General features: G+C 35.3%; 26 protein-coding genes, 1 tRNA gene and 1 pseudogene. All 28 read left to right on the top strand.

Annotated elements, in window-relative coordinates; translation table 11 throughout:
• The 28 genes and pseudogenes from OZX76_RS05740 to OZX76_RS05605 all read left to right on the top strand — a co-directional run bounded on the left by OZX76_RS05740 (nucleotide 1) and on the right by OZX76_RS05605 (nucleotide 14,058).
• Nucleotides 1–435 carry a hypothetical protein gene (locus tag OZX76_RS05740; protein ID WP_277178602.1) on the top strand — a complete coding sequence of 145 codons (435 nt, stop codon included), beginning with the start codon at nucleotides 1–3 and terminating at the stop codon, nucleotides 433–435.
• The gene (locus OZX76_RS05735; protein WP_277178600.1) at nucleotides 428–703 is read left to right on the top strand and encodes a hypothetical protein; all 276 of its coding nucleotides are present in this window, start codon (nucleotides 428–430) and stop codon (nucleotides 701–703) included. The genes OZX76_RS05740 and OZX76_RS05735 overlap by 8 nt, the downstream gene beginning before the upstream one ends.
• Nucleotides 675–2,054, top strand: coding sequence for a DEAD/DEAH box helicase (locus OZX76_RS05730; protein ID WP_277178598.1), 1,380 nt, complete (start codon nucleotides 675–677; stop codon nucleotides 2,052–2,054). Before OZX76_RS05735 ends, OZX76_RS05730 begins: the two co-directional genes overlap by 29 nt.
• Nucleotides 2,051–2,224, top strand: a complete 174-nt coding sequence (locus OZX76_RS05725) for a hypothetical protein (RefSeq protein ID WP_277178596.1) — start codon at nucleotides 2,051–2,053, stop codon at nucleotides 2,222–2,224. Before OZX76_RS05730 ends, OZX76_RS05725 begins: the two co-directional genes overlap by 4 nt.
• Complete coding sequence (locus OZX76_RS05720; protein WP_277178594.1) at nucleotides 2,221–2,934, top strand: AAA family ATPase; 714 nt, start codon at nucleotides 2,221–2,223, stop codon at nucleotides 2,932–2,934. The genes OZX76_RS05725 and OZX76_RS05720 overlap by 4 nt, the downstream gene beginning before the upstream one ends.
• A gap of 2 nt (nucleotides 2,935–2,936) precedes the next feature.
• Nucleotides 2,937–3,512, top strand: a complete 576-nt coding sequence (locus tag OZX76_RS05715) for a DUF669 domain-containing protein (protein ID WP_277178592.1) — start codon at nucleotides 2,937–2,939, stop codon at nucleotides 3,510–3,512.
• Nucleotides 3,513–3,523: 11 nt separating this feature from the next.
• Nucleotides 3,524–3,886, top strand: a complete 363-nt coding sequence (locus OZX76_RS05710; protein WP_277178590.1) for a hypothetical protein — start codon at nucleotides 3,524–3,526, stop codon at nucleotides 3,884–3,886.
• A pseudogene (locus tag OZX76_RS05705) lies at nucleotides 3,880–4,667 on the top strand (bifunctional DNA primase/polymerase). The gene OZX76_RS05710 and the pseudogene OZX76_RS05705 overlap by 7 nt, the downstream one beginning before the upstream one ends.
• 3 nt (nucleotides 4,668–4,670) lie before the next feature.
• The gene (locus OZX76_RS05700; protein ID WP_277178588.1) at nucleotides 4,671–5,972 is read left to right on the top strand and encodes a VapE domain-containing protein; all 1,302 of its coding nucleotides are present in this window, start codon (nucleotides 4,671–4,673) and stop codon (nucleotides 5,970–5,972) included.
• 349 nt (nucleotides 5,973–6,321) lie between these two features.
• A complete protein-coding gene (locus OZX76_RS05695; RefSeq protein WP_277178586.1) occupies nucleotides 6,322–6,480 on the top strand; it encodes a hypothetical protein in 159 nt (52 codons plus the stop codon).
• A 9-nt stretch (nucleotides 6,481–6,489) separates the two neighbouring features.
• Complete coding sequence (locus OZX76_RS05690; protein ID WP_277178584.1) at nucleotides 6,490–6,651, top strand: hypothetical protein; 162 nt, start codon at nucleotides 6,490–6,492, stop codon at nucleotides 6,649–6,651.
• A gap of 4 nt (nucleotides 6,652–6,655) precedes the next feature.
• Nucleotides 6,656–6,850 carry a hypothetical protein gene (locus tag OZX76_RS05685; RefSeq protein ID WP_277178582.1) on the top strand — a complete coding sequence of 65 codons (195 nt, stop codon included), beginning with the start codon at nucleotides 6,656–6,658 and terminating at the stop codon, nucleotides 6,848–6,850.
• Nucleotides 6,837–7,280, top strand: coding sequence for a helix-turn-helix transcriptional regulator (locus tag OZX76_RS05680; RefSeq protein WP_277178580.1), 444 nt, complete (start codon nucleotides 6,837–6,839; stop codon nucleotides 7,278–7,280). The genes OZX76_RS05685 and OZX76_RS05680 overlap by 14 nt, the downstream gene beginning before the upstream one ends.
• Nucleotides 7,270–7,605 carry a hypothetical protein gene (locus OZX76_RS05675; protein ID WP_277178578.1) on the top strand — a complete coding sequence of 112 codons (336 nt, stop codon included), beginning with the start codon at nucleotides 7,270–7,272 and terminating at the stop codon, nucleotides 7,603–7,605. The genes OZX76_RS05680 and OZX76_RS05675 overlap by 11 nt, the downstream gene beginning before the upstream one ends.
• Nucleotides 7,598–7,810 (top strand): hypothetical protein, encoded by a 213-nt coding sequence (locus tag OZX76_RS05670; protein WP_277178577.1) that lies wholly within the window; start codon nucleotides 7,598–7,600, stop codon nucleotides 7,808–7,810. Before OZX76_RS05675 ends, OZX76_RS05670 begins: the two co-directional genes overlap by 8 nt.
• The gene (locus OZX76_RS05665) at nucleotides 7,803–8,135 is read left to right on the top strand and encodes a hypothetical protein (RefSeq protein WP_277178575.1); all 333 of its coding nucleotides are present in this window, start codon (nucleotides 7,803–7,805) and stop codon (nucleotides 8,133–8,135) included. Before OZX76_RS05670 ends, OZX76_RS05665 begins: the two co-directional genes overlap by 8 nt.
• On the top strand, nucleotides 8,128–8,286 hold the full coding sequence (locus OZX76_RS05660; RefSeq protein WP_277178573.1) for a hypothetical protein: 159 nt from the start codon (nucleotides 8,128–8,130) through the stop codon (nucleotides 8,284–8,286). The genes OZX76_RS05665 and OZX76_RS05660 overlap by 8 nt, the downstream gene beginning before the upstream one ends.
• Nucleotides 8,279–8,515, top strand: a complete 237-nt coding sequence (locus OZX76_RS05655; RefSeq protein ID WP_277178571.1) for a hypothetical protein — start codon at nucleotides 8,279–8,281, stop codon at nucleotides 8,513–8,515. The genes OZX76_RS05660 and OZX76_RS05655 overlap by 8 nt, the downstream gene beginning before the upstream one ends.
• Before the next feature lie 6 nt (nucleotides 8,516–8,521).
• Nucleotides 8,522–8,902, top strand: coding sequence for a VRR-NUC domain-containing protein (locus tag OZX76_RS05650; RefSeq protein ID WP_277178569.1), 381 nt, complete (start codon nucleotides 8,522–8,524; stop codon nucleotides 8,900–8,902).
• Nucleotides 8,892–9,122, top strand: coding sequence for a hypothetical protein (locus OZX76_RS05645; RefSeq protein WP_277178567.1), 231 nt, complete (start codon nucleotides 8,892–8,894; stop codon nucleotides 9,120–9,122). The genes OZX76_RS05650 and OZX76_RS05645 overlap by 11 nt, the downstream gene beginning before the upstream one ends.
• Nucleotides 9,122–9,388, top strand: a complete 267-nt coding sequence (locus tag OZX76_RS05640) for a hypothetical protein (RefSeq protein ID WP_277178565.1) — start codon at nucleotides 9,122–9,124, stop codon at nucleotides 9,386–9,388. The genes OZX76_RS05645 and OZX76_RS05640 overlap by 1 nt, the downstream gene beginning before the upstream one ends.
• Before the next feature lie 4 nt (nucleotides 9,389–9,392).
• The gene (locus OZX76_RS05635) at nucleotides 9,393–9,863 is read left to right on the top strand and encodes an ArpU family phage packaging/lysis transcriptional regulator (RefSeq protein ID WP_277178563.1); all 471 of its coding nucleotides are present in this window, start codon (nucleotides 9,393–9,395) and stop codon (nucleotides 9,861–9,863) included.
• Between the two features lie 307 nt (nucleotides 9,864–10,170).
• Nucleotides 10,171–10,242 (top strand) — tRNA-Trp (locus OZX76_RS05630).
• Between the two features lie 170 nt (nucleotides 10,243–10,412).
• A complete protein-coding gene (locus OZX76_RS05625) occupies nucleotides 10,413–10,640 on the top strand; it encodes a hypothetical protein (protein ID WP_277178561.1) in 228 nt (75 codons plus the stop codon).
• A gap of 211 nt (nucleotides 10,641–10,851) precedes the next feature.
• A complete protein-coding gene (locus OZX76_RS05620) occupies nucleotides 10,852–11,370 on the top strand; it encodes an HNH endonuclease signature motif containing protein (protein WP_277178559.1) in 519 nt (172 codons plus the stop codon).
• Between the two features lie 73 nt (nucleotides 11,371–11,443).
• The gene (locus OZX76_RS05615) at nucleotides 11,444–11,941 is read left to right on the top strand and encodes a phage terminase small subunit P27 family (RefSeq protein WP_277178557.1); all 498 of its coding nucleotides are present in this window, start codon (nucleotides 11,444–11,446) and stop codon (nucleotides 11,939–11,941) included.
• Nucleotides 11,934–13,817: a terminase TerL endonuclease subunit gene (locus OZX76_RS05610; protein WP_277178556.1), complete on the top strand. Its 1,884-nt coding sequence runs from the start codon at nucleotides 11,934–11,936 to the stop codon at nucleotides 13,815–13,817. The genes OZX76_RS05615 and OZX76_RS05610 overlap by 8 nt, the downstream gene beginning before the upstream one ends.
• On the top strand, nucleotides 13,810–14,058 hold the full coding sequence (locus tag OZX76_RS05605) for a hypothetical protein (RefSeq protein WP_277178554.1): 249 nt from the start codon (nucleotides 13,810–13,812) through the stop codon (nucleotides 14,056–14,058). The genes OZX76_RS05610 and OZX76_RS05605 overlap by 8 nt, the downstream gene beginning before the upstream one ends.
• Nucleotides 14,059–14,063 lie beyond the last annotated feature (5 nt).

Below are 14,063 nucleotides of genomic sequence, written 5' to 3'. Positions count from 1 at the left end.
ATGACAGAAAAGCGAATTTTAAAGGTATCTGATGGTAGGTCGATTAATTTTATTGAAAATACAATTTATTTTGATGGAGGTAATGCAGAACCTTTTACTAAGTCAGAATTATTTAAAAAGCGATTATCCTGCGCTGATTTTGATGATATTAATTATTTTTTCAGTGAAACTGAAATAAAACAAAAGATTTGGGACATGGCAGTTCCTTATGAAGAAAAGCGAATTTTTAAAATGGGTGAAACAAGCCTGTATAAATTCCATGGTGCATGGTTTTTAGACGGCACAGAAGAAACTACACCAGTAACCTTTAAAGAATTTAGAAAAGCGCTTGGAGAATTATTTAATAATGGGCGTGTTCAGTATACAAATTATGATCTTGCAAATGATTTATGGAATGCATTCAGTAAGCCTTTGGAGGACACAGACAATGACTGATTTTAAAGAATGGCTGGACACTACTGAAACAGCAATCAGCGTTTGGCCAGATGAGCTAGTGGCTGCAGCCTTAAAAGAAAATAAAACCTATGCTTCAGCTAAAAGATGGCTGGAAAAACAGAAGCCAAGTCTTGATGGAAACTTCACGGCATCACCTAGTGAAGTATTCAGGCAGAATGTCGTGAAGGCAATGTTTGAGCAAGCAATCAAAGAGGTTACTCAGTTAGCGATGGGACAAAATGTACCAACTAAGAGAATATCAAACTAATCTTATTGCGCAGATTATTAAATCAATGCATTCAGGACACCGACACATTATCGTGCAGAGCCCACCACGTACTGGTAAGACTGTAGTCATGGCTGAAATTGCTCGCAGGACAACTTTAAAAAACAATCGAGTAATGTTTATCATTCATCGTAAAGAAGTTCTAGAACAAGCAGAATTAACTTTTAAAAAGCAAGATGTAAATCTTAATTTAGCCACAATGGGCATGGTGCAGACACTAACTCGCAAGGTTGATAAATTGCCAATTCCAAATCTGATTTTGATTGATGAAGGACACCACGCCTTAGCTAAGAGTTATCAAAATATTTTGAATAAGTTTTCTAAAACATTTGTCTTATTCTTCACTGCAACACCGGTCAGAACAGGCAGACTGCAGTTGGACCAAGTTGCTGACGATATTATTCTGGGGCAATCAATTAAAGAATTGACTGAAAATGGTTATTTAGCACCGTTCAGATATTTTGAATCACCTAATGATTTTGATGCCAGTAAATTAAAGCGTTCATCAACTGGCGACTATACAAATAAGTCGATGGATGAAGCAATGAGTTCCACAATTTATGGTCATATTGTTAAACAGTATCAACGGATTGCTCAAGGAATGCAGGCAGTGGTTTATACCTATTCAATTGAGTCGGCAATCAATGTAGCCAAAGAATTCAATGAAGCAGGAATTGCTGCAGCTGAAGTTGATGGTAAGACAGAAGCATCATCTAGGGACCGAATTGTTAAGCAATTTCGCAAGCAAGAATTGCGAGTTCTGGTTAATGTCAATCTGTTTACGGAAGGCATAGACCTGCCAAATGTTGACTGTGTAATTATGGCAAGACCAACAACTTCACTAGCACTGTACCTGCAGTTCTCAATGCGGTGCCTAAATCCTAGACCTGGCAAGACAGCAATCATTATTGACCACGCCAATAATTTTCAAAAATTTGGTTATCCTGATGATGATCGCGACTGGAAACAAGCAATTATTACCCAAGATAAAGGTAAGCACAAGGCTACTACTGAAAATACTGTGCAGATTGTGCAGTGTGATTACTGTTTTGCAGTAATTAGACCAAGTGCAGTTAAAGATGGTAAGTGCCCATATTGCGGTAATCCGGTCAAAGTGATTATACCGAAAAGGGTTGCCGACATTGATTTAATTGAAGCACGCAGAAATAAGATTGATGAAATTATTAATGATAATGTGATGCAGAATGTGGCTGACAAAAAGCCAAACGAATTGCATTCAATGAAAGAACTAAAAGCTTATGCAAAACTGCATGATTATAAACCTGGCTGGGTGTATTTCCAAGGCAAGATGAAAGGACTAATTAAGAAATGAATCTAAAACAGTTTAATTCAGAAGAACTATTAAAAGAATTATTGGACAGGGGTTATTTAAGAAAAATAGAAACAGGACCATATAAGCATTACCGATTAAGAGCTAAATACGGTTCTGAAGATGATTTAAATCCCAACGAAGTATTTATTGTGCAGGAGGTAAACAAATGATTACATTACCAAAAGTAGAAACACTAAAACCCAAGTCACAACCGCATAACTTTTTTATCTGGGGAGCAACAATGTCAGGCAAAAGTTATTTTGCTAGTTTCTTCCCGAATCCGCTAGTTTTGAATACTGACGGTAACAGTGAACAAGGTTCAGCGCCGAGTATTCAGATCAGAAACGAACGCAATGAAAAAGGTGAATTAAGACAATCAGCAATTAAGCAGATTGATGATGTAATTCTAGCTTTACAAAATCAAGATAAAACTAAACCCCAATTTGAAACAGTAGTAATTGATGTAATTGATGATATTTGTACCATGTTTGAACAGGCAATTTGCTTCGACAATGGTGTTCAGGCATTAGCGGATATTCCTTACGGTAAAGGCTATGCAATGTTTAATACAGCTTTACAGCAATTTGTCATTGATTTAAAGGCATTACCAATGAATGTAATCTACATTAGTCGTGAATTAACTAATGTGGATGAGAAGACTGGGCGAAAATCTTATGAGCCGTCACTAAAAACTAAATACTATAACATTGTGAACGGTAATTGTGACCTGGTTATCCGAACACAACGTCTAAAAGGCGACAATTTCTATCGTTCAATTGAAGCAAAGCGGACAGACTACAAACCGGAAAATATTACTAACAAACGAGTTTTGAAGTTACTAGAAACTATTCCAGGTATGTTTAAGAAAGAGAGTAAATAACAATGGGATTATTAGATGCATTAAACCAAGTAAAACAAGAAAAATTTGATCCAAGCGAAGGCAAAACAGGCAGTGGTTTTGAAAAGATTCCGGCAGGTACCTACAACGTTAATCTGAAAGAAGTTAATCATGGAGCTTGGAATTCTGGAACTGAATATATTCGCTTCACAATGGAAGTCTTAGATGGTGATGAAGCAGGTAGACAAGAATTTATCACGCCAACTCTGGCAGAAGTTTCTGCTAAAGGTAAACCAATTCCTGATTTCGTTTTGGCAACATCAATTAAAACGATTAAGGTTATCGGTCAGATGGCAGGCTTTGTTGTACCAGACAGTGTATTTGCCGGACAAACAGAAACCGAAAATTACGAAGCAATTGCTAAAGCATTTCAGCCATACATTGGCAAGGTTATGCAAATGACAATTAAAGAAAGCAGAAATAAAAAGGATCCAGACAATCCTTATCGAAATTATGAATTTGCGCAGTTGGAACAGCCTAAAAAGACAGCTGTAAAGAAAGATCCATTCGCAGGCTCTGGCGACACAGTAAATATTTCTGATGAAGATTTACCATTCTAGGAGGCAACGAAATGATTAGACCATGGAATGAAGTGCCAGAAGATGAGAAATTTACTTATAAAGGTTACAAATGTGAGATTTGGGAACATCCAACTTTTAAAATCTTATGTGGCTATGTGATGATTCCTAAGAACAACAAACTTTTTGGCAAAGATTATATGGATAACGATTTTCCAAATTTAGATGTTCATGGTGGCATTACATATGTAGATTATGATCAAGAAAATAACTGGTGGATTGGTTTTGATTGTAATCATTTAGATGATTATTCAGCAATTTCTCCATTTGGCACGTATAAAGATAAGAACTTTATTACAAACGAATTGAAGAAGTTAGTAGATCAAGTCTTGAAGTACGAAAAAATATCATGTTAGTTAATTTAGTCAATTATGCGATTAGCTACGCACAACATGGCTTCTCGGTAATTCCAATTGGACAAAATAAGCGACCGCTAATTAAATTCGCTGATAGACCAGCCTTAACGCCTGATGAAATTGAACAGGTTTGGCAAAAATATCCGTTGGCCAACATTGCACTGAAAACTGATAAGTTTTTCGTGATTGATGTTGACAGGCATGGTGAAGTAGATGGCACCAAGTCAATTAAAGCTCTAAATCATGATGAATGGTTTAAAGGCACGTTGACTGAGCAAACCGCGCATGATGGTTTCCATTTTTTTTTGCTAAACCTACTGGTGATGCAATAGCACAAAATATTGGCTTTCTGCCAGGTGTGGATCTAAAGGCCCATCCAAACAATTATGTAGTCGTAGCTCCTTCGAGTTTGCAGGGGAAACAGTACAAGTGGCTTAATCACAATCCAATCAGACCAGCTCCGGCAGGTTTATTGGAATTAATTAAAAGCAAAAAGCCGAAGTTTAAACCGAATTTCAAATCAGATTACGTTAATCAAGGCAAGACACAAACAACAGCCTTATTTGAAGAAATTGTTAATGGTTTAGGTGAGACCGGTGGTCGTAACAATGCACTGGCAAGCTTTGTCGGTGGACTATTATTTCGCAATGTTAATCCTGAAATAGCTGGACAGTTGGCAATCATTGCTAATGATAATACAGCTGATAAATTACCGTTAAAAGAAGTAGAAACTACGGTCAATTCCATGATTGAAAAAGAAATTCGTAGACGAGGAGGTTAGGCAATGAAGCTGGTTGAAGATAATGCTAAAAAATTAGCTAAAATGCAGACTTCCCACGATATAAATTTTTCTGAAACTGAAAAAGGTGCTCTAAAAACTAATTCGGTAATGAACGTGATGTTAATTCTACTAAACGATAAGTCGCTCAAAGGTCTATTTAAGTTCAATGAATTTACTGATGCGATTGATGTGATTAGAAAACAGCAACTTCAATTATCAACAATTCCGACACTTAATTTTACTAAGGGACAATACGAGGACAAGGATACTAATAGCCTTGAAGCATATATCGAAGCAAGTCCTAATTACAAGCATACAGTTTTTAAAAATGCCTTAATTGAGCAGGCAGTTGACAACGTGGCCAGAGCTAATACTTATAATCCGTTAGTCGATTATTTCAATAATTGCTTAAAAAATTGGGATAAAAAACGGCGAGTAGATAATTTCTTTCCTACTTATCTTGGAGCCGAAAAAGATGAAACTGACATTTTAATTACGAGGTTGTGGTTAATGGGAGCAGTAGCCAAGGCCTATAATCCTTTAGTTAAATTTGACTACGTATTAGATTTAGTAGGTGGACAAGGTGCAGGAAAGACAACCCTATTGCAAAAACTCGCGCCACTTGGTTTATATACTGATCAGTTCACTACTTTTACTGATAAAGATGATTTCGAAGTAATGCGAAATGCATTGATCGTTAACGATGATGAAATGACCGCATCAAATAGAGCCTCGTTTGAAGAAATCAAGAAATTCATTACAATGCAAAAATTTGAATACCGCAAGTCTTACGGTAGAAATGTTAGTCATTTTAACAAGAAATTTGTTATTTCGAGAACAACAAATGAAATTAAACACTTAAAGGATAAATCAGGTGACCGTAGATTTATTTCGATCCTGGTTAATCCAGATAAACAACAAAAACATCCGGTTACCGATTTAACCCAGGATTATGTTGATCAGTTGTGGGGTGAAGTAGTCTGGCTGTATCAGCAGGCAAAAGACCCGTTTATTTTAGATAAACATCAAAGTGACTTGTTAAAGAAGAACCGTGAACAGTTTATGTACACAACTTCATTGGAAGATGAACTTGATGATGTTTTGGAAAACACATTTGCAGATACAGACTTCATTGCTAATACAGATTTAGCATATTATCTCTTAGGTTCACAAGATGGATTCACGAATAACCGTAAAGCATCACGAGAAGTTAGGTATTACATGCAGCATAAAGGTTGGGACGCAGGTGCAAGGCAAAGAAAAGAAAATGGTCAGAGCGTGAGAGGATTTAGAAAAATGTCATAAAATGTACCACATTGTACCGGATAAAAATAAAAACGTGGTACATCGAAAAGCCTTGGTGCAGTAAGGCTTAAATAGTATTTGTACCACATAACCATATATTTTATATATAAATTTATAAAGTACCTATGGTGTATCTTTTATAAATGTTATAGAGAAAAAACGTGGTACATGGTACAAATCTGTGCTCTGGCTTAGAGCCCGTTGACGTTTAGGTGTACCAGATAATTATTTTTATCTGGTACATTTATGGAATTTCCTAAATCAAAAAACGGGCGATTTTTAAATTAAGACGATTAAAATCACTCTGTTAAATCAAAAAAACGGCATTTTTTAAATTAAGGAGATAAATATGGCATTAACTAGATTTGGAAAAATGCTTAAGCAGCTTTTGTCTGTTGAAGAATCAGAAACGAATAAAGGTTTAGCAATTAAAAATGTTAATTACACTAAGAAAACTAATTTTAATAACAAGAAAGAACGATTGATTATTTCAATCGATTATGAATAGGAAGAAATTATGGCGTTAGATATTCGCTTGGAAGCAGCCAAGCAACAAATTCAAACAGTTAGCGATTTAGCAGATAAACAGAAACTGAGGTTGGATAAGATAGTTGCTCAGCAAACCGCTGATGATACTTCACTTAAATTAACAATTTCAATCGGATACAGAAAGGATTAATCACATGCAAGGTAAAGTTTTATATTTTAAGGGTAATATTGACAATTTTAAAACTAAAGATGATGAAGTGACCATTCAGATTAAAGCAGACACGAAAGATGTGTCGCTTGATCGGTTACATGATATTGCTCAGGGTACAATCGGAATTCAATTGGAGGCGGCTCAAACTGAGCTGATTAAGCAAGATGAACAGAATTAGAGAACTGCGCTTAAAGCGCAAGCTGACACTAGATGATGTTGAAAAAATGACAGGTATAAACCGTGGGACATTTAATAATTATGAGAGTGAAAAAACGCATCCAAAAGAAGCAGTTTGGCTTAAATTAGCTCAATTTTTCAGAGTGTCTGTGCCGTATATCAAAGGTAAAGATCGAGAAGCTGTTGAAACTTTAAAGGAATTAAATATGAAAGAAGCTATTGAAAAGAAAATTTATCGCAATACTAATGGTGAGTATCTTGAAATTGTGCCGCTTTATGTAGATACGGAATTATTTTATGGAATTTTAAATTTGAATAAGCAAGAGGTCGTTGAGGCTTTTACTAGTTTGAAAGCCGCAGAAAAATCGTGCGAACGATATGAATCCGTAAAACTGGGTATCTATTTAATGGAGAAAAATAATGCTAGATAAATTAGTAGATTTACCAGATGTAGTAGCTGATAAATTGGTTCCTGATAAAGAAACTTATATCGATAAAAATTATTTAAAGTACACATTATTACACAGTTTTGTGTACACCCTAACAGCATTACTATTAATGGGTATTTTCTTGGCTATTATTCTAGGTATGGTTTTAATAGTTGATGTACTAAATATTGGTAAGTTGCTGTTCGCCGGTATAATGACTACATTTACTGTTTTTGCTGTAGTTGAACTTATTTATTCAATTATTTTTAGGTATAAGACAGTTAAGGAACGTGAGGAAAATTATAAAAGGAGGCATAGCAATGACTGAAGAAAGAAGGTGGTATGTTAAAGCATTTCATATAGCCGATACTTACTATCATAAATGGCTTAATAGTGACAATTTGAGTTCAAGTGAAATTATAAACGGATGTATTATTGGCAGATGTAAAGACAGGCGATTGTTTCAGTTTACCGATTCTGAAATCGAAAAATATCACCTAGAAGATTGCGAGAAGGTGCCAGCAAATGAATAAAGAAGAAATTAAGCAAATAGCGAAAGCAATAATTATGATTAGTTTTCCGGACTTGGATATTAGTATCAATGGCGGTACAACTATTGATGATCAAGCTAGATTGATTTTTGAGATTTATGGATTACTAGAAATAATTAAGAAATTAGGTTTTGATTCATCGAAAGAGTTTGATGAAATTGTTGATAAAATTAACAGTCTTTTGGGTAATGAAGACAGACCCTTTATTGGCCAAGTAGAAGAATTTATTAAAGAAAATGATTCTGATAGAGAGAAGCTTATTGAAGGTTTGGTTACGATGTATCAGAAGGTGCCAGCAGATGATTAAGTATTGGTATGTAGTTGCACCTAAAAATGCACCTTATCATGTATCTCAAGGCTATATCAGTGATGGTGTAAATGGTCCTAGTAAATTTGATAGTGAAGATTTGAAGCATTACGGTGTTTCAGAATATAAGAAGGTGGCTGCAAATGACTGAAAAGAAATGGACAGTGTATGTTCCAGGTAAAAATCTTCGAAATGGTGGAACCTATTTTAAAACTAGCAATGGTACATTATCAATTATGACCTCACAACAAAGTATGCTAGGAACATTTGGCATTAATAATTCTCAATATGAATTTACCAAAGAAGAACTGAAAAAGTATGGTTTAACAAATTGTCCTAAGCATTTAGTTGACGAAGAAATATGTGAAAGAACATGGTGATGCTTGATGACTGACATAATTGAGCAAGCATACGAGCAAGGCATTATCACTAAGGCAACAACAGAACACGATATACAGAATAATATTCGTAAATTATTTTCATTCTGTGGGTTCCTTACTTTTCGCGCAAATGTTGGCAAGGTTTTAATGCAGAACGGTCGTTGGTTTGATACTGGACTGCCAAAAGGATTTTCCGATTTATTTGGGTATGACAATCTGAATAAACCGTTCTTTATTGAAGTTAAGAATGCAACGGGTAAGCCAAGACCGGATCAGATTCGATTCCATGAGATGCTAACTAAGCGTGGCATTTGTCATGGTATTGCTCGTAGTCCGGAAGAAGCAATTGCAATTGTGAAAGGAGATTATATCGGGTATGGATATTAAGTGTGAATACTGTCATTGGTTTGATTTAGAAGAAGTAAACGCTGGATTTCCATTTATGAATTTCAGTATAAATTTTGAAAATGATGCTTCTTCATCTCTTTTAATTAGGGACAACCGATTAATATTTGATGATGGTGGTTTTGATGAAGATTCGCAGCTAAAATCTGAACCGATAAAATTCTGTCCCATGTGTGGCCGTCCTTTAGGAGGCGATTCCTAATGCTTAAAACCTTCGATTTGATTTTTAAACGTTCCAGATTTTGTGGCTTTTATCAATTTATGGGTATCAAGCATTATGATTCCAATATTCCAGTTAATTCCGTAATCTTACGACTTCCGGTTAAGTTTAATGGCAAACATAAACATAAAGGTCAGTATTACGTAACGTTCACAGACATTGTTAATTCGTGCAATGTTGTAACTGGGGATCGGTTTAATAGATTATTGTTGATTGGTAATTATCGTAAATATTTAGTAAAGGGGTAATCGCATGCAATTCTTCCGCGAGCTTGATGAAAAGAAAACAGCTGATAAAACTGAAAACTTTTTAGATTACAAATTACCACGATTTATTGAGCAAACAGGATATTTATTGCCTGATTTAGCTAGTCCCAAGTGGTCTAGTATGCCTAAAAGTCCTAATGCAATCAACTCGCGTGAAGATAATTTGCTGGAAGCAATCGAGATTGACCGAATTATGCGAGCAATTCATCAAACTATTTATCATTGTTCAGAAATTAGTAAAATAATTTTAGTATCTTTATTTATTAGGCGTAATTCAGTTGAACGTACAATGCAATTACTTCCTTATGAAAAGACTAGATATTATAAACGATTAAAACCTAAAGCATTAATCGAATTTGCCAATAAGTATCATTATTATGAGAATCAGAACGGCGTTGATGCTGATAATTTTATTGAATTAAGAATTTTTAAAAAACAACTTTCAGAGGAAATATAGGGTACATCGTACGAATATAAATCGTGTTAAATTAGTATTGTCGAAAGATTGGGTAGCGGATAATACCTGAATTTTCGACACCAGTTTTAACGGAGCATTTCCTCCTACAATGGTTAGCGGTGACGGTCTCTTATATAGGTTCGATTCCTATAACCGCTATAGTGACAGTCACTGGATGTGATGGATTAAATTCCTAATAAGGTTTTACGCTGAACTGTGGTGCACATCAGAACGGCTATTGACGATTGTGCGATTGGAGACCTTCAGTAAGTAGTCTAGTGGTTCAATCCCACTCGCTGTCACATTTATGCTTTTGGTGTAATGGTTAGCATAACAGTCTCCAAAACTGTTGATGTAGGTTCGAGTCCTACAAAGTATGTTGATTCTTAATAGCTATGGACGGTTTAATCAACCGTCTTTTTGTTTGGAGGAAATAATTATGCTTAACTTTTTTAACAGCAGTGATTATACAATTGTTTCAGTAGTGATAATCATAGTCTGTGTTGGTATTTTGGCATTAGCATATTTTATTTGTAAAAGGAATTTCTAATGTTAAAGACAATTGTTATTGGTGCAGCGATAATTATGGCAATCGGTGTTGCTATATTTATAGTAGCAATGGTCGGCTTCATAAAACTCGAAAGAGAGTATAAAGATCACGATAAGCAAGTAACTAAGAACATGGCAAGAATGGACAGAGAGTTTCAAGCGATGCATAAAAGAAATGAGAAACGTCGTGCTGAAATTAATGCAAATATAGATAAGTATTTATATTAAGGAGATGAGTAAATGACTTTCTTAATGTCTGTAATAACTACCGTGATTGTAATGCTAATTGTTGTGCCAATAAGTTATTTGCTTACGATGTTACATATATCATCTATAATGCTACTCTTGCTGACATTTATTATTGCTGTAATGTTATTTGCTTTTGTTATTTACATATTAATTCCATTGCTAGAACGTTTATTTAATCGGCGGCTGTGATATGCAACTAAAACGATGTCGCTATGCAACGTGCAACAATCTAATACCTAAGTCTGGCATCCCTTACTGCAAACTGCATGCTTACTTGTATCATCCTTATAAGTTTAAATGCAAGCATCGAGCTGGTTACTACAGGCAATACAATCGCTTGAAGCGTGACCCAATTGCTAATCAGTTCTATCACTCGAAGGAATGGCGACAATTGTCTGATAGGCTACGCAAGCAATCATTTTATACTTGTCAGGTTTGCGGTAGGACAAAGGATGGTTCATCAATGTTAGTAGTGGACCACATTATTCCATTAAAAGTGCAGCCAAGTTTGCGATTGACTCGCTCTAATCTGTGGGTATTGTGTAAGGAATGTCATTATTGGAAAACGAAGTTAGAACAGAAGATTTATAGCGATTCAATTGTCGCTAATTTGGACATATCAAAGCGATGGAGCATTGACAAGATTAAGCAGTATATCTTATCAAATGAAGTTAAAAAGCTTAACAGGGGGGCGCCTAGGTGCAAATGAGTGAGAGCACTCACCCAAGCTGTCCTCATAAAATAAGAAATGAGTAATTAAAAATTTTAGGAAGTGATGAAAATTGGCCAATCCAAAGAATGCTGGACGAAAAAGGAAGCTAATTTCAAAAGATACTGACCAAGCATATCAAAAACGACAAGCAAAAGAGTTTGAAAAATTGCAGACTGGATTAAAAGAATTACAGCCAACGCCACCTGCACATTTACCAACAGCAGGCAAGCGGCTTTGGCGTGATTTGGCACCAGAATTAATAAAAATCGGCAACGTTAAGCAATTAGATCGCATTAATTTGGAAAGTTTATGTTCCGAATATGCGATTTTTTTACAGGCTGAAAAAGACTGGGAAGATAATAAAACTTATATGCAATCCAAGAGCGGATATGTTAAAAATCCTGCTATTTCAGTTATTTCTGAATGTACCAGGAACATGAAAACTCTGTGCGCTGATTTAGGAATTTCGTTCAATTATCGAGCACAACAGAATATTGTAAGTGAACATTATCATGCCGCAAAGCACGATAAAATTACTCCATTATCGGCGGTGAACTTTAATGGCTGATTTAACAAGTGTAACAGACATCAAATTGTGGGTGTCTCAACATAAACGAGAACTAAATTTCAAGAATATTGCTAAACGTTATCAGGATATCGGCACGCAGTATGCTTATGATGTCTTGTGCAGTGATAAATATGTGACTGGCAGAGATACCCAGTTAGCATGTTTTCGCCACTTACGTGATTTAAATCGACAAGAAACAAGCGATTTTTCATATAAATATGATGAAAAATATGTTTCTGCAATTGAATACTTTGCTAGAGAAATACCGGATCCAACTAATTTAAGTCAGATGATTACACCAATGCCTTGGGAATCCTTTATTCTCGACTCTCTCATGGGTTGGCGAGAAATAGAAACAGGTGGGTGTAGATACCACATTGCACATATTTCTGTAGGCCGTAAACAAGGCAAGACTTGGATAGCTGCTATCATGATGAACTTTTACTTTTTCATGATTGGCTTGAATCGGTCAGCACAAGATTTTTTGATTGCTTCGGTTGATAATGAACATGCCCAAAAATTATTTGATTATGTTGCTTTACAAGCTAGGCAAATTAAAGAATTAGATGATTTCAAGGAAATTTCCAAGAAGCAAGATGTTGATGTGCAGCGAACACAGATAGTTGCTCATAATAATGCCAATACAATTCGTAGGGGTTCGGCGCAAGGTGGCGGTTTTGATTCCAAGCATGATTTGCTAGTTGTCTTTGATGAAATGGGTGGTATTGAGCCTAAATATAACGAGAAAATTAACCAGGCTAAAACTGGACAGGGTGATGAACCTCAGCGAATGATGATTGAAATTTCGACTGCTTATCCGCAACCAAAGGTTATGTTTAAGCATGAAGAAGATCAACTGCGTAATACTGTTGAACAAGATGATTTACGTGATTCAGAAGATACGTTTTTTATTGTTTTTGCACAAGATTCTGAAAATGAAGTGTTTGAGCCAGAAACCTGGGAAAAATCTAATCCTTTACTTGCTAATAAAGAAACTTATGACAAAAAGATTATTGGTTTAACTGATTTACGCAATAATATGGAACGAACTGGCGAATTAGCAAGTTTTGTTAATAAGACACTCAATTTATGGAGTCGTCAATTTGCAGACTCCTATTTGTCGTATGACGTAATCAAGCAGAATGTTATTAGCAGTTATGATGTTCGTGGCAAAGATGTATTTGTGGGCATTGACGGTTCAATGACTAATGACAACACAGCTTATGGTTTAATTTATCCGGACGGTGATGGCAGGTTCTTTATTCAGCAACACAGTTTTATTCCGTTTGCTCAGGCTAAAACAATTGAAGCTAAAGAAAAACAGGACGGTTTAAATTATCGCGAGCTGGAAAAGCAAGGCTACTGTACAATTACTAACAATTCCACAGGGACGATTAATAAGGACCAGGTGTGGAGTTGGCTAATTGAATATTTGGATAAAAATAAGCTTAATTTGCAAGCGATTGTAGTCGATCCAGCCTATATGAAATGGTATGCAAGCAGAGTTGAAAATTTACAGCCTGATTGGCCGTATATTCAAATTCGTCAAACGTCTTTTGAATTAAATGACCCGACTAAAAGTTTACAGCAGGTTTTTATTGATAAAAAAGTATCAATTTCTAATGATCCAATTTTAATTGATGGTCTTAATAACTCTGTTATCAAACAGGATAAAGGTGGCATGATTAAGATTGACCGTACTGATCGCACAAGCGACCACATTGACTCAACTGATGCGATTATCAATGCCTTTAGCCAGGCTGAAAATTATTACAACGATTTTAATGATGTTAGTCAGAATTATTTTGATACGTTAAAAACCCAAAAAGATAAGGCTAATTATTTTATGTCAATGTTTGGAGGCAAAGATGAGTAAGTTTAAACTATTTATTAGCGAATATATGACAATGATTTTATTTATTTTAGGTGCAATTTTTCTAAACACTGGCATTTATTGCTTTGACTGGATAGGCGGATTATGTACAACCGGAATTACTTTCATTATTTTTGCTGTTATTAGAAATAATGAAGAAAATAATGGAAGCATTGAAACGGGTAGATTAATAACTAAAAGTGAATTTGAGCGTTCAATTCCAATGGAAAATGAAAGGAGTTGATGTAA

This window comes from Lactobacillus sp. ESL0677, assembly GCF_029392875.1.
Lineage (GTDB): Bacteria > Bacillota > Bacilli > Lactobacillales > Lactobacillaceae > Lactobacillus.
Note: the sequence above shows the minus strand (reverse complement) of the source record. Positions and strands in the feature narration are given on the sequence as shown.

Excerpts from the sequence above, each read along its gene's own strand:
- OZX76_RS05740 (WP_277178602.1), top strand. The coding sequence starts at position 1 with ATGACAGAAAAGCGAATTTTAAAGGTATCTGATGGTAGGTCGATTAAT.
- OZX76_RS05735 (WP_277178600.1), top strand. The coding sequence starts at position 428 with ATGACTGATTTTAAAGAATGGCTGGACACTACTGAAACAGCAATCAGC.
- OZX76_RS05730 (WP_277178598.1), top strand. The coding sequence starts at position 675 with ATGTACCAACTAAGAGAATATCAAACTAATCTTATTGCGCAGATTATT.
- OZX76_RS05725 (WP_277178596.1), top strand. The coding sequence starts at position 2,051 with ATGAATCTAAAACAGTTTAATTCAGAAGAACTATTAAAAGAATTATTG.
- OZX76_RS05720 (WP_277178594.1), top strand. The coding sequence starts at position 2,221 with ATGATTACATTACCAAAAGTAGAAACACTAAAACCCAAGTCACAACCG.
- OZX76_RS05715 (WP_277178592.1), top strand. The coding sequence starts at position 2,937 with ATGGGATTATTAGATGCATTAAACCAAGTAAAACAAGAAAAATTTGAT.
- OZX76_RS05710 (WP_277178590.1), top strand. The coding sequence starts at position 3,524 with ATGATTAGACCATGGAATGAAGTGCCAGAAGATGAGAAATTTACTTAT.
- OZX76_RS05700 (WP_277178588.1), top strand. The coding sequence starts at position 4,671 with ATGAAGCTGGTTGAAGATAATGCTAAAAAATTAGCTAAAATGCAGACT.
- OZX76_RS05695 (WP_277178586.1), top strand. The coding sequence starts at position 6,322 with ATGGCATTAACTAGATTTGGAAAAATGCTTAAGCAGCTTTTGTCTGTT.
- OZX76_RS05690 (WP_277178584.1), top strand. The coding sequence starts at position 6,490 with ATGGCGTTAGATATTCGCTTGGAAGCAGCCAAGCAACAAATTCAAACA.
- OZX76_RS05685 (WP_277178582.1), top strand. The coding sequence starts at position 6,656 with ATGCAAGGTAAAGTTTTATATTTTAAGGGTAATATTGACAATTTTAAA.
- OZX76_RS05680 (WP_277178580.1), top strand. The coding sequence starts at position 6,837 with ATGAACAGAATTAGAGAACTGCGCTTAAAGCGCAAGCTGACACTAGAT.
- OZX76_RS05675 (WP_277178578.1), top strand. The coding sequence starts at position 7,270 with ATGCTAGATAAATTAGTAGATTTACCAGATGTAGTAGCTGATAAATTG.
- OZX76_RS05670 (WP_277178577.1), top strand. The coding sequence starts at position 7,598 with ATGACTGAAGAAAGAAGGTGGTATGTTAAAGCATTTCATATAGCCGAT.
- OZX76_RS05665 (WP_277178575.1), top strand. The coding sequence starts at position 7,803 with ATGAATAAAGAAGAAATTAAGCAAATAGCGAAAGCAATAATTATGATT.
- OZX76_RS05660 (WP_277178573.1), top strand. The coding sequence starts at position 8,128 with ATGATTAAGTATTGGTATGTAGTTGCACCTAAAAATGCACCTTATCAT.
- OZX76_RS05655 (WP_277178571.1), top strand. The coding sequence starts at position 8,279 with ATGACTGAAAAGAAATGGACAGTGTATGTTCCAGGTAAAAATCTTCGA.
- OZX76_RS05650 (WP_277178569.1), top strand. The coding sequence starts at position 8,522 with ATGACTGACATAATTGAGCAAGCATACGAGCAAGGCATTATCACTAAG.
- OZX76_RS05645 (WP_277178567.1), top strand. The coding sequence starts at position 8,892 with ATGGATATTAAGTGTGAATACTGTCATTGGTTTGATTTAGAAGAAGTA.
- OZX76_RS05640 (WP_277178565.1), top strand. The coding sequence starts at position 9,122 with ATGCTTAAAACCTTCGATTTGATTTTTAAACGTTCCAGATTTTGTGGC.
- OZX76_RS05635 (WP_277178563.1), top strand. The coding sequence starts at position 9,393 with ATGCAATTCTTCCGCGAGCTTGATGAAAAGAAAACAGCTGATAAAACT.
- OZX76_RS05625 (WP_277178561.1), top strand. The coding sequence starts at position 10,413 with ATGTTAAAGACAATTGTTATTGGTGCAGCGATAATTATGGCAATCGGT.
- OZX76_RS05620 (WP_277178559.1), top strand. The coding sequence starts at position 10,852 with ATGCAACTAAAACGATGTCGCTATGCAACGTGCAACAATCTAATACCT.
- OZX76_RS05610 (WP_277178556.1), top strand. The coding sequence starts at position 11,934 with ATGGCTGATTTAACAAGTGTAACAGACATCAAATTGTGGGTGTCTCAA.
- OZX76_RS05605 (WP_277178554.1), top strand. The coding sequence starts at position 13,810 with ATGAGTAAGTTTAAACTATTTATTAGCGAATATATGACAATGATTTTA.